The organism is Bacillus sp. 196mf, assembly GCF_003217275.1.
Taxonomy (GTDB): Bacteria; Bacillota; Bacilli; order Bacillales; family Bacillaceae_G; genus Bacillus_A; species Bacillus_A thuringiensis_S.
Genome location: NZ_QJTG01000010.1, coordinates 22,644 through 49,194, shown reverse-complemented (window position 1 = coordinate 49,194; position 26,551 = coordinate 22,644). Strand labels below are relative to the sequence as shown.

Here is a 26,551-nt window from a genome sequence, read left to right as displayed (position 1 = left end):
CAAAAGGGAGAGTCGTTCCATTGAACAGGTATACAAAAATTATTGTTGCTATGTTTTTAATGATATTTACATTCGTATCAACATTACAACCACTTGCAGTTCAAGCAGCTACCAAGTTGGCTGACGGTGAATATTCAATTGGCTTCAAAGTTTTAAAAGATACATCAGATGAAGAATCGATGATGAATCAATATTCAGTAAGCCCGGGAACTTTAAAAGTGAAGGATGGGAAAAAGAAAGTATCCTTTACATTAACGAATAGTTCATGGATTACGAAGTTTGAAACAGAAAAAGCAGGTAAGCTAGTTGCGACAAATGTAATTAGTGAAGATAAAGAAAAAGACACAAGAGTAGTAGAATTTGATGTAGAAGATGTAGAGAAGGTATTAAATGCAAAAGTAAAAGTAGATATTGATTTTTTAAATTATCATCATGAGTACGACGTTCGTATTGCATTTGATCAAAATAGCATTATACCAATTCATGTAGAAAAACCAAATGAAAAAGAGGACCCAGCTAATAAGCCAGATCCAAATGAAACTACCGATCCAGGTCAGAAGCCCGACCAAAAGCTTGACCCAGATCAACAACCAAATTCTAACACAATTACAGATGGTGCGTACAGCATTCCATTTAAAGTATTAAAAGATCAAACAGATGAAGAATCTAAGATGAATACTTACATGGTAAATCCAGGAGTATTAAAAGTAGAAAACGGTAAGAAAAAAGCAATTGTAACACTAAAAAGTAGCTCATTAATTAAAAATTTCCAAACGGAAAAAGATGGCGCATTTGTTGATGCAAAAGTAGTGAGTGAGGATAAGGAAAAAGATACAAGAGTAGTAGAGTTTGAAGTAAACGATTTATCTAAAAAACTAAATACAAAAGTATTTATCGAAATGGCATCAAGAAATTATAAGCAAACGCATGATGTACAACTTTTATTTGAACAAGATAAACTTGAACAAATTAAAAATGAAGAGAAACAACCAGAAGTAGAAAAACCAGAAGTAGAAAAACCGGAAGTAGAAAAACCAGATGAAAATAAAAAACCAGATGCTGAAACAATTAAAGATGGTGAATACAGCATCAATTTTAAAGCATTAAAAGATCAAACAGACGAAATTTCAATGATGAACACATATACAAAAAGTCCAGGTGTGCTAAAAGTAAAAGATGGTAAGAAGTATGTATCATTTACGTTAACGAACAGTTCTTGGATTACAAAATTTGAATTTGAGAAAAATGGTTCGTTTGTTGATGCACATGTAATAAGTGAAGATAAAAAAGCTGATACACGCGTAGTGGAAGTAGAAGTACCAGATTTATCAAAAAAGTTAAATGCAAAAGTAAAAGTAGATATCGATTCAATGAATTATCACCATTTTTACGATATTCAATTTGCATTTGATAAAGGTAGCATTAAGCCGTTAGATAGCCAAGGCGGAAACAACAACCAAGGCGGAAACAACAACCAAGGCGGAAACGACAACCAAGGCGGAAACAACAACCAAGGCGGAAACAACAACCAAGGCGGAAACGACAACCAAGGCGGAAACGACAACCAAGGAGGAAACGACAACCAAGATAATAACACAACAATTGATCCAAAAGCTCTTAAAGATGGTGAATACAGCATTGGCTTTAAAGTGTTAAAAGATCAAACAGATGAAATCTCAATGATGAACACATACACAAAAAGCCCAGGTGTATTAAAAGTAAAAGATGGTAAGAAATACGTATCGTTTACATTAACAAATAGTACATGGATTACGAAATTTGAATTTGAGAAGAATGGTTCTTTCGTTAATGCAAAAGTGTTAAGTGAAAATAAAGAACAAAATACAAGAGTAGTAGAAGTAGAAGTAAACGATTTGTCTAAAAAATTAAATGCAAAAGTAAAAGTAGATATTGATTCAATGAATTATCACCATTTCTACGATGTTCAATTTGTATTTGATCAAGACAGTATTAAAGCTTTAGGGAACCAAGGTGGAAACGACAACCAAGGAGGAAACGACAACCAAGGCGGGAATGGAAACCAAGGTGGAAATGACAACCAAGGTGGAAATAATAACCCGAAAGTAATAGTTGATCCGAAAAATTTAGTAGATGGCCAATATGATATTACATTTAAAGTATTAAAAGATAAAACAGATGAGATTTCAAAGATGAATGACTATGTTGTAAATCCAGCGAAATTAATCGTAAAAGATGGTAAAAAATACATTGAGATGACGCTGAAAAATAGTGCGTGGATTACGAAATTCCAAACGGAAAACAAGGAACTATTCGCTGATGCGAAAGTAGTAAGCGAAGATAAAAATGCAAATACGCGAGTAGTACAGTTTGAAGTAGAAGATCTATTTAAAAAATTAAACGCAAAAGTAAAGGTAGATATCGATGAGATGAACTACCATCATTTCTACGATGTACAAATTCAATTTGATACAAATAATATCGGCGCGTTAGGAACTATTAAAGAGGAACCGAAAAATGAACCGAAAAATCCAGTGACTACACCGAAAGTAGATAATGTAAAAACAGTAGGTACTCCTGATTTTAACCGAAATGCAGATGATCAGAAGAAAAAAGAAGATACAAAAAATGATTCAAAAAAAGAGAAAAACTCAAAAACTGCAGATACAGCACAACTTGGTTTATACATGGTGTTACTGCTAGGTTCACTTGCTTTACTAGTTCGTAAATATAGAGCAGGTAGATTGTAATTTTTGGAGTCTTGATGCATGTTCGCGTGCATCAAGACTTGTTTCATATTGTATGGAAGGGAGTGGTGATTGAGAGTGAAGAAAATCGTAAGTGTACTAATGGCTATCATTTTGTTAATGAGTATAGCCGGGTGCTCATCACCAAAAAAAGAAACAGCAAAGCAGGTAAAGAGTGAGAGTAAAGAGCGCGTTGTTGCAACAACAGTGGCTGTTACTGAAATTATGGATGCGTTAGAAGTAGATTTAGTCGGCGTTCCAACAAGTTCTAAAACTTTACCGAAGCGATATAAAGGTTTACCTGAAGTTGGGAATCCAATGAGTCCAGATATGGAAAAGGTAAAGTCATTAAAGCCTTCAGAAGTGTTATCTGTGACAACACTTGAATATGAATTAAAGCCAGTTATTGATGGTGTGGGTATGAAAGCAAACTTTTTAGATTTAACGAGTTTAAAAAATATGCAAAGTTCTATTAGCGATTTAGGTAAGAAATATGGACGTGAAAAGCAGGCTGAAGCAGTAGTAACTAAGTTAGATAAAAAGGTTGCTAGCATTCAAAAGGAAGTAAAAGGAAAGAAAGAACCGACAGTGCTTATATTATTAGGTGTGCCGGGCAGTTATTTAGTAGCAACAGAGCATTCTTATATTGGAGATTTAGTGAAACAACTAGGTGGTAAAAATATTGTACAAGGTGAACAAGTAGAATATTTAGCTTCTAATACAGAGTATTTAAAGAAAGCTGATCCAGATATTATTTTACGAGCAGCTCATGGTATGCCTGATGAAGTTGTAAAAATGTTTGATAAAGAATTTAAAACAAATGACATTTGGAAATACTTTGCTGCGGTTAAAAATAACCGTGTTTACGATTTAGAAGAGCGTTTATTTGGAACGACAGGCAATTTAGCAGCAATTGAAGCGTTAGATGAATTGAAAAAAATGATGTATCCGTGATGCATTTTAATATAAAGGAAGAGCAGAATGAATAAAAAAACTTGGAGTTTCCTCATTGTTACTGCATTGCTCATTGTTATGACATCATTGTCAGCGATGAAAGGGAGTTTAGAAGTAGGTATTGTTGAACTTGTGCAAGGGATATTTACAGGTGGGAATGAAGATGTTGAAGTCATTAAAGATTTACGTTTCCCGCGTATTATTATTGCGCTGTTCACTGGAGCGGCTCTTGCTGTTTCAGGGGTGCTTTTTCAAGCTGTTATGAAGAATCCACTCGCTGATGCTGGGGTAATCGGTATATCTTCAGGAGCTAGTTTTATGACACTCGTTATTATTACATTGTTCCCGCAATTCTTTTTCTGGACACCCGTATTCGCCTTTTTAGGTGGTGCGTTTGCGTGTTATCTCGTTTATTCGTTTTCATGGAAGTCAGGGTTAAGCCCGCTTCGCATTATTTTAATTGGTATTGCCATTAATGCGATGTTTACTGGATTAAATGAATCATTCGTTACGATTTGTGGGTATTTTATTAAGAGTATTAAGCAAACGACGACTTCTAACATAACAATGAAGACGTGGGGCGATGTAGAAATAATGGTGACTTATGGAACGATTGGTCTTATTCTTGCTCTGTTCGTAGGAGCTTGGTGTAACTTATTATCGCTACAAGATAAGACTGCGAAAAACTTAGGCTTGCACGTGACGAGAGTTCGTCTTATTATTTCTGCCATTGCAGTACTCTTAGCGGCAGTATCAACAGCGATTGCAGGTGTTATTGCTTTTGTAGGATTACTAGTTCCGCATATTTCAAGACAATTAGTCGGTTCAGACCATAAAGTATTAATTCCATTTTCTGCTCTTGCAGGCGCGTTATTAATTTTGACGGCGGATACGATTGGAAGGTTAATTGTGCCACCTAACGAAATTCCAGCAGCAACAATTATGGCGGTTATTGGTGGTCCATTCTTAATATTCTTGCTTAGAAAGAGTGATAAAGTTCATGGAAATTAAAAATGTAACCTTTTCATACGATAACGTAACAAATCGTTTAAAGTCTGTTAGTAGTGAAATAGAAATTGGGAAAATTACAACAATCATCGGCCCGAATGGATGCGGGAAATCAACATTACTTAGTGTCATGTCTAGAAATCACGTTCCTAGCAGTGGAGAAGTAATAGTTGATGGGAAAGCGATTAGTGAATATAAACCGAAAGAGTTTGCTAGAAAGCTAGCAGTTGTCCATCAACAAAATGAGGCTCCAGCAGATATTACAGTGGAAAAGCTAATAAGCTTTGGGCGTATGCCATATAAAAATATTTTCTCTCCACAAACAGATGAAGATAGAGAAGCGATAGAGCGCGCACTAGTATGTACGAATTTACAAAGTAAGCGTGATAAGCCAATCTATGCTTTATCTGGTGGAGAGAGGCAGCGAGTTTGGATCGCAATGACATTAGCTCAAAATACACCAATGCTTTTCTTAGATGAACCGACAACATATTTAGATATTTACTATCAGCTAGAAATATTAGAGTTAGTGAAAGAGTTAAATGAAGTGTATGGGCTAACGATTGTAATGGTATTACATGATATTAATCAAGCCATTCGTTATAGCGACCATATTATCGTTATGAAAGATGGAGAGATCATTACGAAAGGTAATCCTAATGATGTAATAACAGAAGAAATGGTTAAAGCAATATATGGTGTAGATGTCATTGTAAAGCAGGATGAAGATACCGGATTGTACATGGTACCTATGGGAATCTAAAGGCTGAGCATAATCCGTTTTGAGGTGATAATTTGAATAGCAAGAAAGGACGGAAAAAGAATTCTTTTTTTCAACGCATACTTACAATTGCGTTTTTAGGAATCTTTTTCTATTCAATGTATGAGTTGGGCGGGATTTTCATGGATTATTATGAAAATCGTAAAGTAATGGCTGAGGCACAACATATTTATAAAAGAAGTCCAATGGAAGAAAAATCGGAAGACGGAGAGGTACGTAAACAGTTTCAGGATCTCCAGAAAATTAATCCAGAGATAGTCGGATGGATTACGATGGATGATACACAAATTAATTATCCAATCGTTCAAGCAAAAGATAATGAGTACTATTTATTTCGTAATTATAAAGGTGAAGATATGAGAGCGGGCAGCATTTTTATGGACCATCGTAATGATGTGAAATCTCGAAATCGCAATACGATTTTATATGGTCATCGTATGAAAGACGGTTCTATGTTTGGTAGTTTAAAAAAGATGTTGGACGAAGACTTTTTCATGTCCCATCGTAAATTATATTACGATACATTATTTGAAGGATACGACGTTGAAGTTTTTTCAGTATACACGACAACAACGGACTTTTATTACATTGAAACGGATTTTGAAAATGATGCAGCATATACATCGTTCTTAAAGGAAATTCAAGAAAAATCACTGTACAAAACGGATACGGAATTGACGGCTAATGATGAAATTGTAACACTTTCTACTTGTGACTATGCGCTTGATCCAGAGGCTGGAAGGCTAGTTGTACACGCAAAATTAGTAAAAAGAAATTAAAGAAAAAAGTATAGAATATGAGAAGTGATAGATAACGCTTCTCATATTCTATACTTTAAAAAAGAACTGTATTTACTGTGCTGCAGCCATTGGCATACGTACAACTTTTACATCATAGTAAGCAATTTTATTATCAAGAATATATTCTGGCATCCCGCCTTGATGTGAGTGAGCATCTTTAAATGCGGCGCTCTTTGTCCAACCTTGGAAATCTTCTTTTGCATTCCAGCGAGTGCTAATTGTTACTTCATCATAATCAACGGTATTTTGCGTTAAAAGAACTTCTAGACCTAAAAAGCCTGGCATCGTTTCAACTTTACCTACTTTATTAAAACGCTCAATTAATTTATGTCCATTTCCCTTTGTAATTTTAGCTGTATTTGTAACAATAATCATGTTTATTCCTCCTATAAATGTAGCTATATTTTCAAGAACTCATATACATTAAATGATAATGAAAATCATTATCAATGTCAATGGTAAATGTGAAATATATAATTTTTTTCTATTATTTTGGACAGTGAGAATTCCATTTCAAAACGTAGTAAATATGTGGCGGTTAAGTACGAGAATGAGCGAGTTGTACTAGCAAAGCAATAATATGGTATAGTGAAACGAGGCTGTTTTTTCAGGCTCGTTTTTTAAATGCTTCCTATAGAGAAAGCATGCAAATGGAAAGGAAGTTATTATATGCGATCAGAAGTAACTATAAAAATAAAACCGAAATTTATAAAAGAAATTAAAAGTGGATACCCACTTATTTTAAAAGATGCAATTCAAAATTTAAACGATGTTCGTGAAGAAGGGACAATCATCAAAGTAGTAGATGAGAAGAATAACTTTGTCGGAAAAGGTTATTATGGAAAACAAAATAAAGGGTACGGCTGGATTTTAACGAGAAAAGAGAGTGAACAAATTAATCAATCTTTCTTTGAAAGTAAAATCAAATCTGCCTTACATAAACGAAAACAATTTTATAAATCAAGTGATACGACAGCATTCCGTGTGGTGAATGGTGAAGGTGATGGTCTTGGCGGATTAATTATTGATTACTATGACGGCTACTACGTAGTAAGTTGGTATAGTGAAGGGATTTACACTTTCAGAGATGAGATTATAGCAGCTCTTCAAAAAGTAGCAAACTTTAAAGGCATTTATGAGAAAAAGCGTTTTGATACGAAAGGGAAATACATTGAAGGTGATGATTTCGTAGCAGGAGAGCGCGGTGAGTTCCCGCTTATCGTAAAAGAGAATGGTGTGAACTTCGCTGTATATTTAAATGACGGAGCGATGGTTGGTGTATTTTTAGATCAGCGTAACGTGCGAAAACAAATTCGTGATAAATATGCAAAGGGAAGAACAGTGTTAAATATGTTCTCTTATACAGGTGCTTTCTCTGTATTTGCAGCGCTGGGCGGAGCGAGTAAAACGACGAGTGTTGACCTTGCAAATCGTAGTTTAAGTAAAACAATTGAGCAGTTTAGTGTCAATGAAGTTGATTATGAAGCACAAGATATTATTGTAGAAGATGTATTTCTTTACTTCAAATATGCAGCGAAGAAAAAGATGAAATTTGATATGGTCGTACTTGATCCTCCAAGCTTCGCCCGATCAAAAAAATATACATTTAGTGCAGCAAAAGATTATAAAAATTTATTAAAAGAAACAATTGCTATTACAGAAAATAACGGTATTATCGTTGCTTCTACAAATTGTAGCGCATTCGATATGAAAAAGTTTAAAGGCTTTATCGATACAGCCTTTAAAGAAATGAATGGCAAATATAAAATATTAGAAGAACATTCTTTACCAGAAGATTTCCGTACCATTGATCAATTTAAAGAAGGAGACTACTTAAAAGTAGTTTTCATCGAGAAAATTAAAGGTTAATAAAGAAAAGGAGCTCGAGTTTACTTGAGCTCCTTTTCTTATTGAACGATATTTTGTACTCTACCGACTTGCCCGTCCTGCAATCGTACTTTAATGCCATGCGGATGAGAAGGGGATTTTGTTAAAATATCTTTTACAATTCCACGTGTTAATTTGCCTGTTCGTTGATCTTGTTTTAATACAATATCAACTTCAAGACCGGGCGCGATATTAGAACGTTTTTGTCCGTTCATTTACACACCTGTACGTCTACGTTGGTTGTTTGTTTTCTTCGTTTGTTGGTTTTGTAATTTTTTCGTTTCTTGGCTTTGATTTTTTGCATTTTGACCATTTCCATTTCCTTGCTTTTTCTTAGCAAGTTGTTCGCGCATTAAATCAGCTAAGCTTACTTTTTTATTCTCTGACATGATAAGTCTCCTTTATATAAAGTTAATTATGAACAATCGTAGTGAATTTCATCATATCATTGTTAAGGAAGGAAGGGAAGTTGGTTTGAAAATTCATATAATTGTTTCCAGTCTGTAGTAGTTACGATACAATTGGATTGTTAACGTTTGTAAAAAGGGGATAGACATATGTCACATCATATTTTATTAGTTGAAGATGATATCTCAATTCAAGAGATGGTGGAAAAGTATTTAATAAAAGAGGGCTTTCAAGTAACAATTGCGTCTGATGGAGAAGAAGGTGTGAACACATATTTAAAAGGTTCATTTGATTTGATTATCCTTGACATTATGATGCCAAAGCTAGATGGCTTAGAGGTTGTACGAATCATTCGTGAAAAAAGTGCAGTTCCGATTTTAATGATGTCGGCAAAAGATACAGATGTTGATAAAGCTGTTGGATTAGGACTTGGAGCAGATGATTACATTTGTAAGCCGTTTTCTATGATTGAATTGGCTGCACGTGTAAAAGCAGGTATTCGGAGGTCTACGAAATACTCGGCTACAGAAACAATAGAAAAAATGATTCAAATTGGTGATTTAACAATTGATCCAATTAATTTTACAGTTGAAAAAAACGGGAAGCCTCTCAAACTTACTTTAAAAGAATTTGAGATTTTAAAGCTATTCGTAAAGAACCAAAATCGTGTATTTACAAAAGCGCAAATATATACGTTAGTTTGGAATGAAGAGTATTACGGTGATGATAACGTTATTAATGTTCATATGAGAAGATTGCGTGAGAAAATCGAAAGTGATCCATCTAATCCAGAATATATTAAAACGTTATGGGGCATCGGCTATAAGTTGGAAGTGATGTAATATGGTCAATTTGTTAATAGGTATTATTTTTATATTGTTATGTGTTATTTATATGCAATATAGAATGAGAAAAAATAGTAGTAAAAATTTACGATACACATATGAAAAGTTAGAAAGTATTGTAAATGACAAAACAGGCGAGACGTTACTCGTTATGACAGATGATCTAGAATTGCAAAAATTATTAGTGGCAATTAATCAATTATTAGATGCAAAACAGAAAACGAATGCAGATCATGCAAAAGTAGAAATTTCGATGAGAAAAATGCTTTCAAATATTTCGCATGACTTGAAAACACCACTAACAGTTATTCTTGGATATACAGAAATGTTAAATAAGGATAAAACGATAAATAAAGAAGAACAACAAATATTACTTGAAAAAGTGCATACGAAAACACTAGAAGTGATGGAGTTAATTCATAAGTTTTTTGACTTGGCAAAATTAGAATCTGGTGACAAAGCAATTGAAATGACAAAAGTAAATATGAATGAAGTTTGCCGCGAGAAGATTTTATCTTTTTATGATTTAGTGACGACGAAAGGTTTTCAGGTTCATATTGATATACCAGAAAGAAATATATACGCACTTGGAAATGTAGAAGTATTAGGTAGGGTATTGAATAATTTAATATCAAATGCGATTACATATGGAGACGATGGAAAGGCACTTGGTATGACGTTAAGAGATGATGAAACGAGTGTGTATATAGACGTATGGGATAAAGGAAAAGGGATTGATGAATCTCATATTGATAAAGTATTTGAGCGTATGTACACACTTGAAGATTCAAGAAATAGATTGTACCAAGGAAGCGGTCTAGGATTAACGATTACGAAACGGCTTGTGGAAGCGATGGACGGAAAAATTCACCTTTCTAGTAAACCGTATGAAAAAACAATTTTTACAATTGTATTAACAAAGATGCAGTTTTAGCTTGTAGAGCAGTAGATTCTACAAGCTTTTTTTCAGCGTAAGGAATTTGTAAGAAACGGGTAAGAAAAAAGAGATTTCCGTTGTCTATTATAGAAATATAGAGTATTGCGAAAGGGGAAAGTAACATGACATATATATTAAAAACAAACCAGTTAACGAAAGTGTTTAAAGGGAAAGAAGTTATTTCCGGTGTTAACATGCATGTGAAAAAAGGAGAAATTTACGGTTTTTTAGGACCAAACGGTGCTGGTAAAACAACGATTATGAAAATGATTACAAATTTAATAAAACCGACGAGTGGTGATATTGAAATCTTCGGTGAGAAATTAACAGATACATCTTATGAAGTATTAAAAAGAATGGGGACAATTATTGAATACCCAATCTTTTATGATAAATTAACGGCGAAAGAAAACTTAGACCTGCATTGTGAATATATGGGCTACTACGATAAAAATGCAATTGACCATGCTTTACATTTAGTGAAACTACAAGGGATAGATAATAAAAAAGTAAAAGATTTTTCATTAGGAATGAAACAACGACTCGGTATTGCAAGGGCAATCGTGACAAAGCCAGAATTGCTCATTTTAGATGAACCAATTAACGGTTTAGATCCAATTGGTATTAAAGAGTTACGAGAATTATTTAAAATGCTCTGCAAAGAATACGGTATTACATTATTAGTTTCTAGTCATATTTTAGGTGAGATGGAACTAATGGCCGATACAATTGGTGTGATTCAAAATGGAAAACTAATAAAAGAAGTTTCAATGAAGAGTATTAACGGAAAGCAAACAGAGTACATTGAAATCACTGTTCCTGATGTGAAACGTGCAGCTTATATTTTAGAAGATAAACTTGGTATAAAAAACTACAAAATAATGAGTGGAACCATGATTCGTGTGTATGATACGTCAGCGTCTCAGCAGGCCATTTCAAAAGCACTTATTATGAACGATGTGGAAATTGAAAGTATTAATAAGAAACATAGTTCCTTAGAAGAATATTTCTTAAATGTAATGGATGGAGAAGGTATTCATGCTTAATGGACTGTGGCTGAACCTGGTAAGTGGATTTATCGTAATGCTAATAAGTGGAATTTTATATTATAGAAAACCAGAGCGGAAATGGTTGTTAATTCTACTAGTGATAGGAATGTTAAGCTTCGTTACTGCTGGAATTAGAATGTTAGCTGCATAAAGACAGTTATATAAAGAATGGAGGAGTGGTTTGTATGCTTAGATTAATGAAGCTCGAATGGAAGAAACATAAATTATCTAGTTACTTTAAAGGGGTAGCAATTTGTATTATAGCAATTTTCGCTGCAGTAAGCCTTATGGCATTGGGAATGAAAGCCGAGGAAGACATGCTCTTCTCTGACTTCACACAGAATATGGCTTTAGTAAATATTTTTATTAGGATAACATTCATTATTTTTAGTTCGGTCATTTTATCACGTTTAGTAATTGATGAGTATAAGAATAAAACGATACAACTATCATTTATGTATCCGCTTCAAAGGAAAATGCTAATGAGTGCGAAATTAACAATTGTTTTTTGTTTTTGTTTTGTGAGTACCATTATCGCGACTTTCATTATTAGTTTGCTTGTTTATTTTGTGAGTCCAATGATGGGACTGATTGAAACACCAGCTACGATAGGTGAAATAATAGCTATCGTTCCAGGTACTATTATAAGTGCATTTATGATATCTGGTATAAGTTTAATTCCTTTGTTTTTTGGAATGAGAAAGAAATCGACACCGACAACGATTACTTCGGCAGTAATAATTGGTATGCTGATTAGTGGTAACTTTGGACCTGGAAACGGTCAAGTAAGTATGTTTGATTTTATAGCTATCCCAATCGTGCTCTGTTTATTAGGAATTTTCATTAGTTATCTATCGTTTCGTAAAATCGACAAGATCGATGTGGCGTGAAGCAAGCTTAAAACAAAAAACGAACTGGGGTATGAATGGTGAAAAAAATAATAGTAATTGCAATATTATTCATTACAATTGCTAGTGCGGTTTTTGGTTTTAAGGTGTTTCAGGGGAAAGATTTTAAGAAAGAAAAGTCTTTTGAAATCAATAATATAAAAGAAATAGAAGTAGACAATGAAAATTGGAATCTTGAATTTAAAAGTAAAGACGCTAATAAAATAGTAATTTCCGCTCAAGGTGAACAAGTAGATAAAGAGATAGATCCTGTCAAAATAGAAAATGATGAAAATAAAATTATGATTAAACAAAAACAAAAGATGAACAGATTTTTTAATGGTTTCACGTTTAGGAAGAAAAATAGTATATCTATAGCTATTCCGAAGAAAGAAATAGATAAAATTGTAGTAAATAATAAATCGGGTGATGTGAAAATAAGAGATATAGTAGTAAAAAGCATCGTGACAAAAGGAAAATCTGGAGATGGAATGATTACAGGGTTATCGGCAGAGAAGGGTGAATTTACATCCGAAAGCGGAGATTTAATGTTAAAAGATAGTTCATTACAAGAAGTAAATATAACTTCCACTACTGGAGATAATTATGTAAAAAATGTAAAAAATGTAAAAATGTAAAAAATGAAAATATGAACATCAATTCAACATCTGGGGAAGTATTACTGAAAGATATGACAGAAGGAAAATCATTATTTGTAGAAACAGAATCAGGGGATATTGGCGTACGGTATAAAGGTGTCCCTACATCATTGAAGCTTATGGCTAAAAGTAATTCGGCTGACGTAATAGTGGATTTAAAAGGACTTAAGAAAGATAAAAATACAGACAAAATAAAAGTAGGAACGATTGGTGATGCAAAAAATGAAGCGAAGATTTTAAGTGAAACAGGAGTCATTTATATTGATTAAGTCCAAGGAGGAAGGAGGAATATCATGCTACGTCTTATGAAGTTAGAATTGAAGAAATTTAAGTTTGGATGGTATGTGAGGGGAGCAGTTATTGCAAATATTATTATACTGGCATTATTAATCTTTGTTAGTTTCATTGCACAAATAGAAGGAGATCCAGAAATAAGAGATCCGCAGATGATTTTGTTAATGGCTAGTACAGTAGTAAGAGCAACATTTATTATTTTTGGTAGTGTATTAATAGCAAGGTTAATAATTGGCGAATATAAAAATAAAACAATACTACTCATGTTTTCTTATCCCATTAACCGAAAGAAAATGATGGCTAGTAAGTTGGCTATTACAGCGATAGTAACATTTATAACAGTTATTGTATCTAACATTTTAGTAGTAGGAATCTTCTTTGGGATAGATAGTTGTTTTTCAATTCTTCCTAATTCATTCACAGTAGATCAATTGGTGCAAGAAGGAATAAAACTAGTTCCTTTAGCCATTGCAACTGCGGGGATGAGTTTAATCCCATTATATTTCGGAATGCGTAAACGTTCAGTACCAACTACAATTGTTTCATCTCTTATCGTTGTCTCAATTGCAATGAATACCAACCCAGAGTTTCCTACAGCAACTTTACTTCCCCTTCAACTAGTATTGGCGGCAATTGGAGTTGTGATTGCGTATTACGGCATTAAAAATATAGAGAAGGAAGATATAACTGTATGATAAGAATATGTGAAAAAGAGTTGGCGTTACACCAACTCTTTTTTGTATATGTACGCTTCGTTACTACTCTGTAAATTTAGAGTGTGTGCTTAAATACTTTTGCACGTCTGGAGAAATGTTAAAGTTATTAGGACTTTTATATTCGATAGTAAACTCGCCGTCGGTACTTGTTTCAAAGGAGATTGCATAGCTATTCATTTTAGCATCGTAAGAAGTATTTTTGACTTCTGCATCTAGATTAAAATATTTTGTAATATACTCTTTTGAGTCCGTAATTGCTGCTTGTTTTCCCCAAGGGGTACCATAATAGGTGAAATAAAGAGATACACTAATAACTCCAATAAGAGAAGTTAGTAAAATAGTTCCCATAGCTATTTTTTTATTTTTTGTATTCAATTTGGTTACTCCTCTTCGTAATATGTATTCATTTTACCCTATATATTCCATAAAACAACCATTTTAAAAAATAGTTTCACATGAAACAAGTTACAGAAAAAGACAAGATATGTAAACACCTTGTCTTTTTTGTCGTTACATTTTAGGAGCTTCCATTCCAGCCGCAGCCCATTCTTCTTTTGCGGGGCCATATACGCCAGGAACTGTTAAGCCAGCTTGTCGCATTAAAACCGTCATTTGTCCGCGGTGGTGATTTTGATGATTAATGAGTGTCATTAGAAATATAGAATTCGGCATAGGGCGACCAAAGAAGTCATTAATAGTAGCTAAGTCTTTATCAGTCCATTTACTTTGAAGTGTTTCAACAAAAGCCGCGTTTACTTTACGGTATTCATCTGCAATTGTTTTTGCAGAAGTTGGAACAGGATAATCTTTCAATTCTCCTTCAAACTTTAGCCCTGTGCCAGATAGTATAACAGGAATTGCCGTCACGATGTGCCAAGCAACTCTACCTAACGTCCAGTGCCCAGGTGCAATTTCTTGTGATAAAGATGCATCGGTTAATGAATCAAGCATTTTCTGAGTAGACTCTGCTTCGTATGTCCATGATTGCAAGAAGCCTTCAATTGTTTGGTACATAGTTATCCCTCCTATTTTTGTTCATAGATTAAATTCGTGAGAGATAGTATAATCCCTGTTCCATAAGAAATAATTACTTAAGCATTGCTACAATATGAAAACAATTAGAAAATATTTGTAAAAGTGTCAGGAAACGAATGTGCTCATTCGTATATATAATGAATAAAGAATTGGATAAAGAGTGGTGATAAGGGTGAAGGATATAGAAATAGTAGAAGGTCTTCGAAAACAAGATATGTTAGCATTACATACAGCAATTGATCGATATGGAGATTTAATTTATAAGGTAGTTCATAGTGTTTTAGATACGGCACAGAGTAAGGTGTTAGTGGATGAATGTGTTGACGATATTTTATTAATCGTTTGGTACAACATTAGTAGCTATGATGAAAATCGTGGGAAGTTTAGAAACTGGCTTATATCTGTCGCTAAGTTTAGAGCCATTGATTATAAACGAAAAAGTAATAAGGTTTATCAATTACAAGAGTTTCAGCAAGAAATATATGAAGATAGAAAAAATATCAATTTAACAAAAGAAGAGCGAGATTATAATTTTTACGTTTTAATTAAAGAATTGAATGAAGAAGATAAGAAAATTTTTATAAAAAGGTATTTAGATGAATATAGCGTACAAGAAATAGCGCTTGAATTCGGTATGACACGAGATACGGTATATAGTAGGCTTTCAAGAGGGAGAAAGAAATTGAAGAAGCTGCTGGGGGGGGAAAGGAATGAATAAAGAAAAGTTACTTCAGGAATTAAATAACTTACAGTATAGCGATAATTTTGTAGATGATTATAGAAATGATGAGAAAATAGATAAAAAGAAAATAGATCGTACAAAAGAAGTTGTAACAAAAACAATTTTAATGAAACGTTGTTATGAGGTTGTACAAGAAGAGTTACAGGGAAGCGAAGAGATTTTATATAGTATGCTTGCCGAAAATCATCGTGTGAAAAATTGGCAGACAGGCACAGCCATGACATTAGGGATAGGCGTTCTTGCAATGAACTTTGGTATTAATAATGTGTTAATCGTTACAAATAAACGGTTGTATGTGTTTTTTATGGATCGTTATTATAATGAAGTTGATTTAAAAGTATGTGTATTGAATGAAGTAGCTTATATGAAAACAATATTAGACCGTAAAGGTGGAAGTGAGTTTCTGCATATAAAGTATAAAAATGATAACGAATACGTATTATTGGGAAATGCTGATGATTACAGAGAGTTATTTCAAATAGTAGGTAGGTTGAAAATAGCGAATGGAATAGAATTGAGATTACAAGATAAGAAATTAAAGAGAAAGTTAACTTTAAAACGAAGTGTGTTCAATATAATCATGTATTCACTTGTTATATATATTATGTACAAAGCCTATGCTAATTTTATGCCATAATAGGAAAAGACGGCTTCACATATATGAAGCCGTCTTTTAATTAACCTTCTTCCCACTCTTCCTCATCAACCATAAGAAATAAGGCGCTCCAAGTACAGCGACGACAAGGCCAGAAGGGATTTCTTTCGGATATGCGATTGTACGTCCAAGTAAGTCAGCAACAGAAAGAAGGATTGCTCCAAATAGTGCTGAACAAACGAATAGTCTTTGATGGTTCATACCAACAACAATTCTTGCTAAGTGAGGTGCGACAAGGCCTAAAAAGGCAATTGTACCGACAGCAGCGATATTTACTGATGCAAGTAGTGTCGCTAGCACAATTAGAGCAAGACGTGTTTTATTTACTGGTTGCCCAAGTCCAGTTGCTAAATCGTCTCCCAGTACGAGAACGTCAATTTGTTTTATTAAGAAAAAGATAATTAATACAAGAATTAGAGATGGATATAGAATGATATTTTCTAAGTGATTCCACCCTCTTGCATACGTACTGCCAGATAACCATGTTAAAGCAGCGGCAACATTCAAATTGGCTCTAACGATAAAGATTTGAATAATTGCTGAGCCAAGTGCAGAAATACCAATCCCTATTAAAGCAAGAGCTGTGGGGCTAAACCCTGATTTCCATGAGAAGAAGAGGACAATTCCTACTGCAAGTAGTCCACCAATAAATGCACCAATTGGTAGGAAGAAACCAGGAAGTGCAGGAAAGACATACATAACAGTTAAAGCACCGACACCAGCTCCCGATGAAATACCAATAATAGAAGGATCGGCAAGTGGGTTTCGTAATATACCTTGGAAAACAAGCCCACTTATTGCAAGGCATGCACCAGCAATAGCGGCAACGAGCATTCTTGGTAAACGAAGATTCATCATCATATTTTTATCAAATTGTGTTAATTGACCTGATATAACATTAGTAATGCTTTCGATATAAGCGTTACTACCGATTGTAACACCAAGAGCAATCGTCACAATACAAAGTGTGATAGATATAATGATGACCTTTTTATAAGAGTAATAGCGGGAACTAGCTCCAGCTGCATTCGCACCGTTATCATTCATATATTGTTTCGACTTCATCATTCGATAAACTAAGTAAATAAGCCAAGGAGATCCAATCATTGCTGTGACTGCCCCAACAGGAAGTTCTGCACCGGTTGGATCTATTAATCTACCGACAACATCTGCTCCAAGCAATAATACTGCCCCCCATAAGAAAGAAGAGAGAAGAAGAGTAAAGTGTTGACGGTATCCGATAAGGCGCATTAAATGAGGTGCAACTAAGCCGACAAATCCAATTGGTCCAACAACAGTAACAATTACTGCTGTTAAAAAGATTGCAGCAATGAAGGCGATAAGACGTGTTATTGCTGTTTTTTCACCAAGAGAAACAGCAACATCATCACCAAGTAAGAGAATGTTGAGTTTACGAGATATAAATAGTAAAACTAGGAAAGAAATAATGATAAATGGAAAAGCAAATTGAACGCCATCCCAGTTATTTTGAATAAGAGATCCAGCTCCCCATAAAAATAAACCAGCTGTTTCATTTTCATAGAAAAGCTGCATCGTTCCGGTAAAGGCAGAGAGCATTAATGTAACGACCATACCAGCTAATGCCATTCTAAGTGGGGTTCCCTTTTTTCCACCAGAAATACGGTATACAAATAAAGCAGTAATAGCACCGCCGATAAATGTGAACAGAAGCGAATTAATTTGCAAGCCTTTCGGTAAGAAAATTGTAGCCGCTACTAGAAAGAAATATGCGCCAGAGTGAATACCCATTGTACTGGATTCAGCAAGTGGATTTTTCGTTAACGTTTGTAAAATAACCCCTGATGCAGCAAGAGCACCTCCAGCTAAAATGGCAATTACAGCTCTAGGTAATCGAAGCATGATTAAAGTTTGATGTTCTAGCGATTGGTTCGGTGAGATAAGAGCATCAATAATCATACTATAGGAAATGTTTGCTTGACCTTGTCCGATATGAATAAAGAAAAGGAGGAGCAAGAGAGCTGCTCCTCCTCCGAATACAAGACTTGCTCGAAGTGTATGTTGTAAGCTATTCATCGTGTAATCACTTCTTCGCTGTCATTACATCTGCTACTTGTGTTGCTAAAGATGTTGCAGACTCAGGACCACCGAAAATCCAAGTGTCGCCTTTTAATTTATACATTTTGTTTTCTTTTTTGAACTTTAATTCTTCCCAAGCAGGGTTGCCTTTTAGTTGCGTGTCAAAAATGTTATCTTCATCCGCTACAATGTAAATGAAGTTTGAATCTTGTACACTTTGTAATGATTCTACAGTTGTTTGTTTGAAACCATCTGGCTCAGATTTTCCTGCTTCAAAAGTATTTGTTAAACCTAATTTTTTTGTAACTTGTAAAGCTAAAGAATTGTCAGTTAAGATACGGAACGTTGGTACGTTTTTAGCAGTAAATGCTTGTGCCATTGCGATGTTTTTATCTTTTAAGTCTGCTTTCTCAATTTTTGCTTTTGCATCAGCGAATGCTTTATCCATATCAGCTAATACTTTTTTACCTTCTTCTTCTTTTCCAACTGCTTTTGCAATTTGTTTAAATGTTTCTGTCATTTCAGCAAAGTGATCGTTATTGCTTGTTGATGGATCAAACATAACTGTTGGTGCAATTTGCTCTAATTCATTTTTAATTGCTTTACCACGGAATGAAGCTGTGATAATTAAGTCTGGTTTTAAACGGCTAATTTCTTCTAAGTTTGGTTGTTGACGTGTCCCTACATCTACAACATCTTTACTTGGTTTTGTTTTTGTATTTACCCATTTATTATAATTCTTAATGTCTGCCATCCCTACTGGCTGAACACCAAGTGCTAATAAGTCTTCTGAATATACCCACTCAAGTACAACTACTTTTTTCGCTGGTTTATCTAACTTCGTTTCCCCTTCAGCGTGTTTAATTGTTATAGCTTGATTTTTATTGTCCGCTTTTGTTTCTTTTTTCTCCTCTTTTTGCTGTCCGCATCCAACAGCGAATAGAAGAACTACTATGAAAATACTGAGAATTTTCTTCATCTTCTGCCCCCAAATTAAGTGTTTTTTGTAACTGGCACCGTAAGTGAAAATGGTTATCAATTACAACAACCAAATCATACTATGAGGATAATTTAAGTGTCAATATTTTTTTAAAATTTTGACTAAAAACAATAAATTATACGGATTTTTATATGTTATAGTCGCTATTTATGAAGAATAAGCTTCTTTACTAAAAAGATTGGCGAATGTGGAAAGTTTAAATGGGAACTTGGCTGTGTACGAAAGTGTAATGTGTATGGTTAATAATCTGTGGAGATGGGGCGAAAGTACAAGCAAAAAGAGTGAGAATCGCATGTAATAATTACTAGAATGTATGGAATAAATCTGTGTTTATCCCTAATAGGTAAAGTATTTCTTTGTTATTTAGATAGATGTTTTCTAACTCGGTGATTGTACTTAAAAGATTGCATGTAAAGGAAGTGATCAACATGTCTTCATGGAGCAATAACGTAAATGGATATTGTGGGTGTAATAATCAAAATGGTGTACATGTTGATTCATGCTGTTTTAGTTGCGATGGGACAGTTCCTAAGTTTGGTCCAACCGGTCCGACGGGGGCAACAGGTGGCACAGGCCCAACGGGGGCGACAGGAGTAACAGGCGATACAGGGGCAACGGGTCCAACGGGAGCGACAGGAGCAACGGGTCCAACGGGGGCGACAGGAGTAACAGGCGACACAGGTCCAACGGGAGCGACGGGAGTAACAGGCGATACAGGGGCAACGGGTCCAACAGGAGCGACAGGAATAACAGGAGCAACAGGCCCAACGGGAGCGACAGGAATAACAGGAGCAACAGGAGCAACAGGAGCAACAGGCCCAACGGGAGCGACAGGAATAACAGGGGCAACGGGTCCAACGGGGGCGACAGGAGTAACGGGAGCAACAGGCCCAACGGGAGCGACAGGCGATACAGGTCCAACAGGAGCAACAGGCACAAGTATAACGGCAACATACGCATTTGCAAATAATACGTCGGGTACAGCAATATCGGTACTACTAGGTGGAACAAATGTCCCGCTTCCAAACAATCAGAATATTGGTCCAGGTATTACAGTGTCTGGGGGGAACACAGTATTTACGGCTGCAAATGCAGGGAATTATTATATTTCATATTCAATTAATATAACGGCTTCATTATTAGTTAGTTCACGAATTACAATTAATGGGGCACCGCTTGCTGGGACTATTAATTCTCCTGCATTAGCAACGACATCATTTAGTGCGACAATTATTACGACTCTTGCGGCGGGGAGTGCAATTAGTTTGCAATTATTTGGTTTGTTAGCTGTTGCGACATTATCAACAACTACCCCAGGAGCGGTATTAACAATTATAAGATTAAGTTAATGACAAACTCTCTTACTCTTTTAAGATTAAGAGAGTTTCTACATATAATAAGAAGTTAATGAAGTAAAGCATAGTTATACAAAAGTCAGAATATTATGATTGTAACGCTATGGTGACTATAATATAATGAAAATAACCATCATGAATGAACATTCATTTATTTTTTATGTATTTGAAGGGGGAATGAAGGTGGAAAAATCATGGTTGAAAAGTTATCCAGAGGAAATTCCGAGTACGATTTCTTATGATATTCAGCCGCTTCATAGATATGTAGAACAGATGGCTTCTCGCTACCCAGAAAAGAAAGCGCTTCATTTTTTAGGGAAGGATATTACGTTTTCGGACTTCCATGATAAGGTGAAGCGGTTTGCAAATTATCTTCAAAAACTCGGTGTGGAAAAGGGTGATCGAGTTGCTATTATGTTGCCGAATTGTCCGCAAGCTGTAATTGGTTATTACGGTACATTACTTGCGGGAGGTATCGTAGTACAAACCAATCCACTGTATACAGAAAGGGAATTAGAATATCAGCTTCATGACTCGGGAGCAAAAGTAATTCTTTGTCTCGATTTAGTGTTTCCAAGAGTAACGAATGTTCAATCTGCTACAAAAATTGAGCATATTATCGTAACTCGTATTGCAGACTTTTTACCATTCCCTAAAAATCTATTGTATCCATTTGTGCAGAAAAAACAGTCGAATTTAGTTGTGAAAGTATCAGAGAGTGAAACAATTCATCTTTGGAATTCAGTAGAAAAAGAAGTGAATACGAATGTTGAGGTGCCTTGTGATCCTGAAAATGATCTAGCTCTTTTACAGTACACAGGAGGAACAACCGGATTTCCGAAAGGAGTTATGTTAACGCATAAAAACCTCGTCTCTAACACGTTAATGGGAGTTCAATGGTTATATAATTGCAAAGAAGGAGAAGAAGTCGTTCTTGGGGTTCTTCCATTTTTCCATGTTTATGGTATGACAGCTGTTATGAATTTAAGTATTATGCAAGGATACAAAATGGTCCTTATTCCAAAGTTTGATATGAAAATGGTTTTTGAAGCGATTAAGAAGCATAAAGTGACATTGTTTCCAGGGGCACCAACTATTTATATCGCTCTTTTAAATAGTCCGCTTTTAAAAGAATACGATATTTCTTCTATTCGTGCTTGTATTAGTGGATCAGCACCACTGCCAGTAGAAGTACAGGAAAAGTTCGAAAAAGTTACAGGTGGTAAACTAGTAGAGGGATATGGTTTAACAGAATCCTCTCCGGTTACACATAGTAATTTTTTATGGGAAAAGCGAGTGCCAGGTAGCATCGGAGTTCCGTGGCCAGATACAGAAGCAATCATTATGTCGCTTGAAACTGGTGAGGCATTACCGCCAGGAGAAATAGGTGAAATTGTAGTGAAAGGCCCTCAAATTATGAAAGGATATTGGAATAAGCCAGAGGAAACAGCGGCTGTATTGCAAGATGGCTGGCTCCATACAGGTGATGTTGGCTACATGGATGAAGATGGATTCTTCTATGTAAAAGATCGCAAGAAAGATATGATTGTCGCGAGTGGATTTAATGTGTATCCTCGTGAAGTTGAAGAAGTATTATATGAGCATGAAAAAGTGCAAGAAGTAGTGACAATTGGAGTTCCAGATCCGTACCGAGGAGAGACAGTTAAAGCATTTGTTGTGTTAAAAGAAGGTACGGAATGCTCTGAGGAAGAATTAAATCAGTTTGCACGTAAATATTTAGCGGCTTATAAAGTTCCGAAAGTATATGAGTTTAGAGATGAATTGCCGAAAACGACAGTAGGGAAAATTTTGCGCCGTGTTCTAATAGATGAAGAGAAGAGAAAGAATGAGGATGAGCAAACGGGCTAAGGCCCTTTCTTTTTGAAAAAATAGGATTGACACTTTTCTAAATAGTCAGTATTATAAGAATATGAATGACTATTCATTCAGTCATCTTCTTGAAGGGGACAGTAAAGTGAAGAAAAATAGACCGAAATACAATCAAATTATTGATGCGGCAGTCATTGTGATTGCGGAGAATGGGTACCACCAAGCGCAAGTTTCTAAAATCGCAAAGCAAGCTGGGGTAGCTGATGGTACGATTTATTTATATTTTAAAAATAAAGAAGATATATTAATATCCTTATTCCAAGAGAAGATGGGAGAATTTGTCGAAACAATTCGTCAAAAAACAGCAGGAATTGAAAGCGCTGTATCGAAGTTATTCATGTTGGTAGAAACGCACTTCTTGCTGTTGTCGCAAAATGATCCGCTTGCTATCGTTACGCAATTAGAGCTAAGGCAGTCCAATCAAGACTTGCGCCTTAAAATAAATGAAGTATTAAAAGGCTACTTACAAGTTATGGATGAGATTTTAGAGACTGGTATAAAACAAGGTGAATTTCAAGCAGATTTAAATGTTCGCGTGGCAAGACAAATGATCTTTGGAACAGTAGATGAAGTTGTGACCAATTGGGTAATGAGCGATCATAAGTATGATCTGGTCGCACTTTCAAAAACGGTACACGGGCTACTTATTGCAGCTTGTGGTTATCGTCAATAATGGGAGGGATCATGTTGAAATTCCTATCTGTAAGAGTTGAAGATCATATCGCGGTGGCGACGTTAAATCACGCACCAGCAAATGCGATGTCTTCACAAGTTATGCATGACGTTACTGAATTAATTGATCAAGTGGAAAAGGATGATAACATTCGTGTTGTTGTTATTCACGGTGAAGGACGTTTCTTCTCAGCAGGAGCAGATATTAAAGAATTTACATCTGTTACTGAAGCGAAGCAAGCAACAGAATTAGCACAGCTTGGACAAGTTACGTTTGAGCGTGTTGAAAAATGTTCAAAACCAGTTATTGCGGCAATTCATGGAGCGGCACTGGGCGGCGGCCTTGAGTTTGCTATGTCTTGCCACATGCGCTTTGCAACTGAAAGTGCAAAACTTGGTTTACCTGAATTAACACTTGGATTAATTCCTGGCTTTGCAGGTACACAGCGCTTACCACGTTATGTTGGGAAAGCGAAAGCTTGTGAAATGATGTTAACAAGTACACCAATTACTGGTGCAGAAGCATTAAAGTGGGGACTTGTTAACGGATTGTTCTCTGAAGAATCATTTTTAGATGATACGCTTAAAGTTGCAAAACAAATTGCTGGAAAAAGTCCAGCAACAACTCGTGCTGTACTAGAGTTATTGCAAACGACAAAATCGTCTCATTACTATGAAGGTGTACAACGTGAATCACAAATTTTTGGTGAAGTATTTACGAGTGAAGATGGAAGAGAAGGTGTAGCCGCATTTTTAGAAAAGCGTAAACCTTCATTTAGTGGCAGGTAGTTCAATTATTTTTTTAATATAAATTAACAGAAAATTAAAATTGATAGAATCTTTCTGAAAAACAAGGGGGTAAATGGAATGAACATCTACGTACTCATGAAACGAACATTTGATACAGAAGAAAAAATCGTAATTAAAAACGGTGCAATTTACGATGGCGAAGCGGAATTCATCATCAACCCTTACGATGAATATGCAATTGAAGAAGCAATTCAAGTAAGAGACGCACAAGGTGGAGAAGTTACAGTTGTAACAGTCGGTGGCGAAGATAGTGAGAAAGAACTTCGTACTGCATTAGCAATGGGCTGTGATAAAGCGGTATTAATTAATATTGAAGATGATGTAGAAAATGGTGACCAGTTCACGACAGCAAAAGTACTTGCTGAATATTTAAAAGATAAAGATGCAGATTTAATTTTAGGCGGAAACGTTGCAATTGATGGTGCATCTGGACAAGTAGGGCCACGCGTAGCTGAAGCGTTAAATATTCCATATGTAACGACAATTACAAAACTTGAAATTGACGGTACAAATGTGAAGATTGAGCGTGATGTTGAAGGTGATACAGAAGTGATTGCAACTTCATTACCAGTTTTAGTAACAGCACAGCAAGGTTTAAATGAACCTCGTTACCCATCGCTTCCAGGTATTATGAAAGCGAAGAAAAAGCCACTAGAAGAATTAGAATTAGATGATTTAGATTTAGAAGAAGATGATGTGGAAGCAAAGACAAAAACAATTGAAATCTATTTGCCTCCTAAGAAAGATGCAGGAAAAGTGTTACAAGGCGAGCTGCAAGATCAAGTAAAAGAACTTGTATCGTTGCTCCATACAGAAGCGAAAGTAATCTAATAAAATACGAAATTATATATGCAGGAGGGAAAATCTATGGCTCGTAAAGTATTAGTAATGGGTGAAGTTCGTGATGGATCGCTACGTAACGTTTCGTTTGAAGCGGTAGCAGCAGCAAAAACAATTGCAGAAGGCGGTGAAGTAGTAGGTCTTCTAATTGGAGACAGCGTTGCCTCTTTTGCAAATGAATTGATTCATTACGGTGCAGATCGCGTTGTGACAGTTGAAAATGATAAATTAAAATCATATACATCTGATGGTTATGCACAAGCGTTTTTAGCTGTACATGCTGAAGAAAATCCAGAAGGTATTGTCTTTGGACATACGGCACTTGGTAAAGATTTATCACCAAAATTAGCAGCGAAGCTTGAAGCTGGTTTAGTTTCTGACGTAACTGCTTTAGAGGTTGAAGGTGGAAATGTTATCTTCACTCGTCCAATTTACTCTGGTAAAGCATTCGAGAAGAAGATTGTAACAGACGGCATCTTATTTGCGACAGTGCGTCCAAATAACATTGCAACTCTGGAAAAAGATGAGTCTCGCAGCGGTGACGTATCTTCTATTACAGTTGATGTGAAAGATTTACGTACAATTATTCAAGATGTTGTCCGTAAAACAGCAGAAGGTGTGGATCTTTCTGAAGCGAAAGTTATTATCGCTGGCGGACGCGGTGTGAAGAGTGAAGAAGGATTTAAACCATTAAAAGAGTTAGCTGACGTACTAGGCGGCGCTGTTGGGGCATCTCGTGGTGCTTGTGACGCTGAATACTGTGAGTACTCATTACAAATTGGTCAAACTGGTAAAGTTGTTACGCCAGACTTATACATTGCATGTGGTATTTCTGGTGCGATTCAGCATTTAGCAGGTATGTCTAACTCAAAAATAATCGTTGCGATTAATAAAGATCCAGAAGCAAGTATCTTCAAAGTAGCTGACTACGGTATTGTTGGTGACTTGTTCGAAGTTGTACCTCTTTTAACAGAAGAGTTTAAAAAGTTAAAAGTACATTCATGATTTAAGTACCCTTGAGTTCCAAGTGAAGTACCCCTATATATAGAAAAAGGTGAGAGATCCCCTGTCTCTCATCTTTTTAGTATTTAATCCATATTTTTATATAGTATAAAGGAACATTTTTTTGTTACAATACATAACGATACATATTATTCGCCACGTATATAAGTTAATGATATACTCTTGGTAGAATATACTTGAAGGAGGAAATAAAATGGCAATTGTAAACGCAAATGACCAAAGCTTCGCAGCTGAAACTAGCGAAGGTGTTGTATTATTAGATTTCTGGGCACCTTGGTGTGGACCTTGTAAAATGATCGCTCCTGTATTAGAGGAAATCGATGCAGAACTAGGCGAAAAAGTAAAAGTAGTAAAAGTAGATGTTGATGAGAACCAAGAAACTGCTCGTCAATTCGAAGTAATGAGCATTCCAGCTCTTTTCGTATTAAAAGACGGTAAAGTAGTTGATCAAACGTTAGGTTACAAACCGAAAGAAGCGTTAGTAGAATTAGTTTCTAAACATTTCTAAAATAAAAAAGCT

At 35.3% G+C, this 26,551-nt stretch carries 28 protein-coding genes and 1 pseudogene; 22 read left to right on the top strand and 7 right to left on the bottom strand.

Features of this window, described 5'->3' with window-relative positions; genetic code table 11:
• Positions 1-20: 20 nt before the first annotated feature.
• The 5 genes from ATL10_RS15765 to srtB all read left to right on the top strand — a co-directional run bounded on the left by ATL10_RS15765 (position 21) and on the right by srtB (position 6,248).
• Complete coding sequence (locus ATL10_RS15765; RefSeq protein WP_110497133.1) at positions 21-2,729, top strand: NEAT domain-containing protein; 2,709 nt, start codon at positions 21-23, stop codon at positions 2,727-2,729.
• Positions 2,730-2,798: 69 nt separating this feature from the next.
• Positions 2,799-3,680: a heme ABC transporter substrate-binding protein IsdE gene (gene isdE, locus ATL10_RS15760; RefSeq protein WP_142669965.1), complete on the top strand. Its 882-nt coding sequence runs from the start codon at positions 2,799-2,801 to the stop codon at positions 3,678-3,680.
• Positions 3,681-3,707: 27 nt separating this feature from the next.
• Complete coding sequence (locus tag ATL10_RS15755; RefSeq protein WP_001036841.1) at positions 3,708-4,691, top strand: FecCD family ABC transporter permease; 984 nt, start codon at positions 3,708-3,710, stop codon at positions 4,689-4,691.
• Positions 4,681-5,451, top strand: coding sequence for an ABC transporter ATP-binding protein (locus ATL10_RS15750; protein WP_098236050.1), 771 nt, complete (start codon positions 4,681-4,683; stop codon positions 5,449-5,451). Before ATL10_RS15755 ends, ATL10_RS15750 begins: the two co-directional genes overlap by 11 nt.
• Before the next feature lie 32 nt (positions 5,452-5,483).
• Complete coding sequence (gene srtB / locus ATL10_RS15745) at positions 5,484-6,248, top strand: class B sortase (protein ID WP_090976964.1); 765 nt, start codon at positions 5,484-5,486, stop codon at positions 6,246-6,248.
• 72 nt (positions 6,249-6,320) lie between these two features.
• On the opposite strand, the gene isdG is transcribed toward srtB, so the two are convergent.
• On the bottom strand, positions 6,321-6,644 hold the full coding sequence (isdG, locus tag ATL10_RS15740; protein ID WP_000587818.1) for a heme oxygenase: 324 nt from the start codon (positions 6,642-6,644) through the stop codon (positions 6,321-6,323).
• Positions 6,645-6,938: 294 nt separating this feature from the next.
• On the opposite strand from isdG, the gene ATL10_RS15735 reads away from it, so the two are divergent.
• On the top strand, positions 6,939-8,138 hold the full coding sequence (locus tag ATL10_RS15735; RefSeq protein ID WP_053563583.1) for a class I SAM-dependent rRNA methyltransferase: 1,200 nt from the start codon (positions 6,939-6,941) through the stop codon (positions 8,136-8,138).
• A gap of 38 nt (positions 8,139-8,176) precedes the next feature.
• Here the strand turns inward: ATL10_RS15735 and ATL10_RS15730 are convergent, their stop codons facing one another.
• Both ATL10_RS15730 and ATL10_RS31300 read right to left on the bottom strand, forming a co-directional pair.
• Positions 8,177-8,371 (bottom strand): YwbE family protein, encoded by a 195-nt coding sequence (locus tag ATL10_RS15730; RefSeq protein WP_001014307.1) that lies wholly within the window; start codon positions 8,369-8,371, stop codon positions 8,177-8,179.
• Positions 8,372-8,545, bottom strand: coding sequence for a hypothetical protein (locus tag ATL10_RS31300; protein WP_001293578.1), 174 nt, complete (start codon positions 8,543-8,545; stop codon positions 8,372-8,374).
• A 168-nt stretch (positions 8,546-8,713) separates the two neighbouring features.
• Here ATL10_RS31300 and ATL10_RS15720 point away from each other — a divergent pair, with 168 nt between their 5' ends.
• The 7 genes and pseudogenes from ATL10_RS15720 (at position 8,714) to ATL10_RS15690 (ending at position 13,930) form a co-directional block, all read left to right on the top strand.
• A complete protein-coding gene (locus ATL10_RS15720; RefSeq protein WP_000018029.1) occupies positions 8,714-9,406 on the top strand; it encodes a response regulator transcription factor in 693 nt (230 codons plus the stop codon).
• Position 9,407: 1 nt separating this feature from the next.
• The gene (locus ATL10_RS15715) at positions 9,408-10,343 is read left to right on the top strand and encodes a HAMP domain-containing histidine kinase (protein WP_061660443.1); all 936 of its coding nucleotides are present in this window, start codon (positions 9,408-9,410) and stop codon (positions 10,341-10,343) included.
• A gap of 125 nt (positions 10,344-10,468) precedes the next feature.
• Entirely contained in the window at positions 10,469-11,392 is a 924-nt protein-coding gene (locus ATL10_RS15710; protein ID WP_000221065.1) for an ABC transporter ATP-binding protein, read from the top strand.
• Entirely contained in the window at positions 11,385-11,546 is a 162-nt protein-coding gene (locus tag ATL10_RS31295) for a hypothetical protein (protein WP_000931814.1), read from the top strand. The genes ATL10_RS15710 and ATL10_RS31295 overlap by 8 nt, the downstream gene beginning before the upstream one ends.
• Before the next feature lie 34 nt (positions 11,547-11,580).
• A complete protein-coding gene (locus tag ATL10_RS15700) occupies positions 11,581-12,285 on the top strand; it encodes an ABC transporter permease (RefSeq protein WP_000945210.1) in 705 nt (234 codons plus the stop codon).
• A gap of 38 nt (positions 12,286-12,323) precedes the next feature.
• Positions 12,324-13,210: pseudogene (locus ATL10_RS15695) on the top strand (DUF4097 family beta strand repeat-containing protein).
• Between the two features lie 24 nt (positions 13,211-13,234).
• Positions 13,235-13,930 (top strand): ABC transporter permease, encoded by a 696-nt coding sequence (locus ATL10_RS15690; RefSeq protein ID WP_086422831.1) that lies wholly within the window; start codon positions 13,235-13,237, stop codon positions 13,928-13,930.
• Positions 13,931-13,993: 63 nt separating this feature from the next.
• On the opposite strand, the gene ATL10_RS15685 is transcribed toward ATL10_RS15690, so the two are convergent.
• A complete protein-coding gene (locus ATL10_RS15685; protein ID WP_001093300.1) occupies positions 13,994-14,326 on the bottom strand; it encodes a YfjL-like protein in 333 nt (110 codons plus the stop codon).
• Between the two features lie 135 nt (positions 14,327-14,461).
• Entirely contained in the window at positions 14,462-14,965 is a 504-nt protein-coding gene (locus tag ATL10_RS15680; protein WP_000284979.1) for a DinB family protein, read from the bottom strand.
• Between the two features lie 184 nt (positions 14,966-15,149).
• On the opposite strand from ATL10_RS15680, the gene ATL10_RS15675 reads away from it, so the two are divergent.
• On the top strand, positions 15,150-15,704 hold the full coding sequence (locus ATL10_RS15675) for a sigma-70 family RNA polymerase sigma factor (protein ID WP_098236049.1): 555 nt from the start codon (positions 15,150-15,152) through the stop codon (positions 15,702-15,704).
• On the top strand, positions 15,697-16,365 hold the full coding sequence (locus tag ATL10_RS15670; protein WP_090976972.1) for a septation ring formation regulator EzrA: 669 nt from the start codon (positions 15,697-15,699) through the stop codon (positions 16,363-16,365). Before ATL10_RS15675 ends, ATL10_RS15670 begins: the two co-directional genes overlap by 8 nt.
• Before the next feature lie 36 nt (positions 16,366-16,401).
• Here ATL10_RS15670 and fhuB read toward each other — a convergent pair whose 3' ends face one another.
• Together fhuB and ATL10_RS15660 are read right to left on the bottom strand one after the other, a co-directional pair.
• Positions 16,402-18,438, bottom strand: coding sequence for a Fe(3+)-hydroxamate ABC transporter permease FhuB (fhuB, locus tag ATL10_RS15665; RefSeq protein WP_098236048.1), 2,037 nt, complete (start codon positions 18,436-18,438; stop codon positions 16,402-16,404).
• Between the two features lie 7 nt (positions 18,439-18,445).
• Positions 18,446-19,420: an ABC transporter substrate-binding protein gene (locus ATL10_RS15660; protein WP_000722821.1), complete on the bottom strand. Its 975-nt coding sequence runs from the start codon at positions 19,418-19,420 to the stop codon at positions 18,446-18,448.
• A 449-nt stretch (positions 19,421-19,869) separates the two neighbouring features.
• On the opposite strand from ATL10_RS15660, the gene ATL10_RS15655 reads away from it, so the two are divergent.
• The 7 genes from ATL10_RS15655 (at position 19,870) to trxA (ending at position 26,539) form a co-directional block, all read left to right on the top strand.
• Positions 19,870-20,790: a BclA C-terminal domain-containing protein gene (locus ATL10_RS15655; protein WP_142669964.1), complete on the top strand. Its 921-nt coding sequence runs from the start codon at positions 19,870-19,872 to the stop codon at positions 20,788-20,790.
• Between the two features lie 189 nt (positions 20,791-20,979).
• Positions 20,980-22,665, top strand: a complete 1,686-nt coding sequence (locus ATL10_RS15650) for a long-chain-fatty-acid--CoA ligase (protein ID WP_063548716.1) — start codon at positions 20,980-20,982, stop codon at positions 22,663-22,665.
• A gap of 106 nt (positions 22,666-22,771) precedes the next feature.
• Positions 22,772-23,359, top strand: a complete 588-nt coding sequence (locus ATL10_RS15645) for a TetR/AcrR family transcriptional regulator (RefSeq protein WP_000742223.1) — start codon at positions 22,772-22,774, stop codon at positions 23,357-23,359.
• Between the two features lie 11 nt (positions 23,360-23,370).
• Complete coding sequence (locus ATL10_RS15640; protein WP_000911291.1) at positions 23,371-24,147, top strand: enoyl-CoA hydratase; 777 nt, start codon at positions 23,371-23,373, stop codon at positions 24,145-24,147.
• 78 nt (positions 24,148-24,225) lie between these two features.
• Positions 24,226-24,999, top strand: a complete 774-nt coding sequence (etfB, locus tag ATL10_RS15635) for an electron transfer flavoprotein subunit beta (RefSeq protein ID WP_001029028.1) — start codon at positions 24,226-24,228, stop codon at positions 24,997-24,999.
• Between the two features lie 36 nt (positions 25,000-25,035).
• Entirely contained in the window at positions 25,036-26,013 is a 978-nt protein-coding gene (gene etfA / locus ATL10_RS15630) for an electron transfer flavoprotein subunit alpha (protein ID WP_000101946.1), read from the top strand.
• Between the two features lie 211 nt (positions 26,014-26,224).
• On the top strand, positions 26,225-26,539 hold the full coding sequence (gene trxA, locus ATL10_RS15625) for a thioredoxin (protein ID WP_001018944.1): 315 nt from the start codon (positions 26,225-26,227) through the stop codon (positions 26,537-26,539).
• Positions 26,540-26,551: the final 12 nt, after the last annotated feature.

What these genes read in the sequence shown, in the direction of transcription:
- ATL10_RS15750 (WP_098236050.1), top strand. Translation starts at nt 4,681, where the DNA reads ATGGAAATTAAAAATGTAACCTTTTCATACGATAACGTAACAAATCGT.
- etfB (WP_001029028.1), top strand. Translation starts at nt 24,226, where the DNA reads ATGAACATCTACGTACTCATGAAACGAACATTTGATACAGAAGAAAAA.
- ATL10_RS31295 (WP_000931814.1), top strand. Translation starts at nt 11,385, where the DNA reads ATGCTTAATGGACTGTGGCTGAACCTGGTAAGTGGATTTATCGTAATG.
- ATL10_RS15660 (WP_000722821.1), bottom strand. Translation starts at nt 19,420, where the DNA reads ATGAAGAAAATTCTCAGTATTTTCATAGTAGTTCTTCTATTCGCTGTT.
- ATL10_RS15715 (WP_061660443.1), top strand. Translation starts at nt 9,408, where the DNA reads ATGGTCAATTTGTTAATAGGTATTATTTTTATATTGTTATGTGTTATT.
- ATL10_RS15755 (WP_001036841.1), top strand. Translation starts at nt 3,708, where the DNA reads ATGAATAAAAAAACTTGGAGTTTCCTCATTGTTACTGCATTGCTCATT.
- ATL10_RS15720 (WP_000018029.1), top strand. Translation starts at nt 8,714, where the DNA reads ATGTCACATCATATTTTATTAGTTGAAGATGATATCTCAATTCAAGAG.
- isdG (WP_000587818.1), bottom strand. Translation starts at nt 6,644, where the DNA reads ATGATTATTGTTACAAATACAGCTAAAATTACAAAGGGAAATGGACAT.
- ATL10_RS15700 (WP_000945210.1), top strand. Translation starts at nt 11,581, where the DNA reads ATGCTTAGATTAATGAAGCTCGAATGGAAGAAACATAAATTATCTAGT.
- fhuB (WP_098236048.1), bottom strand. Translation starts at nt 18,438, where the DNA reads ATGAATAGCTTACAACATACACTTCGAGCAAGTCTTGTATTCGGAGGA.
- ATL10_RS15730 (WP_001014307.1), bottom strand. Translation starts at nt 8,371, where the DNA reads ATGAACGGACAAAAACGTTCTAATATCGCGCCCGGTCTTGAAGTTGAT.
- ATL10_RS15710 (WP_000221065.1), top strand. Translation starts at nt 10,469, where the DNA reads ATGACATATATATTAAAAACAAACCAGTTAACGAAAGTGTTTAAAGGG.
- ATL10_RS15655 (WP_142669964.1), top strand. Translation starts at nt 19,870, where the DNA reads ATGTCTTCATGGAGCAATAACGTAAATGGATATTGTGGGTGTAATAAT.
- ATL10_RS15640 (WP_000911291.1), top strand. Translation starts at nt 23,371, where the DNA reads ATGTTGAAATTCCTATCTGTAAGAGTTGAAGATCATATCGCGGTGGCG.
- ATL10_RS15670 (WP_090976972.1), top strand. Translation starts at nt 15,697, where the DNA reads ATGAATAAAGAAAAGTTACTTCAGGAATTAAATAACTTACAGTATAGC.
- ATL10_RS15690 (WP_086422831.1), top strand. Translation starts at nt 13,235, where the DNA reads ATGCTACGTCTTATGAAGTTAGAATTGAAGAAATTTAAGTTTGGATGG.
- ATL10_RS15735 (WP_053563583.1), top strand. Translation starts at nt 6,939, where the DNA reads ATGCGATCAGAAGTAACTATAAAAATAAAACCGAAATTTATAAAAGAA.
- trxA (WP_001018944.1), top strand. Translation starts at nt 26,225, where the DNA reads ATGGCAATTGTAAACGCAAATGACCAAAGCTTCGCAGCTGAAACTAGC.
- ATL10_RS15680 (WP_000284979.1), bottom strand. Translation starts at nt 14,965, where the DNA reads ATGTACCAAACAATTGAAGGCTTCTTGCAATCATGGACATACGAAGCA.
- ATL10_RS31300 (WP_001293578.1), bottom strand. Translation starts at nt 8,545, where the DNA reads ATGTCAGAGAATAAAAAAGTAAGCTTAGCTGATTTAATGCGCGAACAA.
- etfA (WP_000101946.1), top strand. Translation starts at nt 25,036, where the DNA reads ATGGCTCGTAAAGTATTAGTAATGGGTGAAGTTCGTGATGGATCGCTA.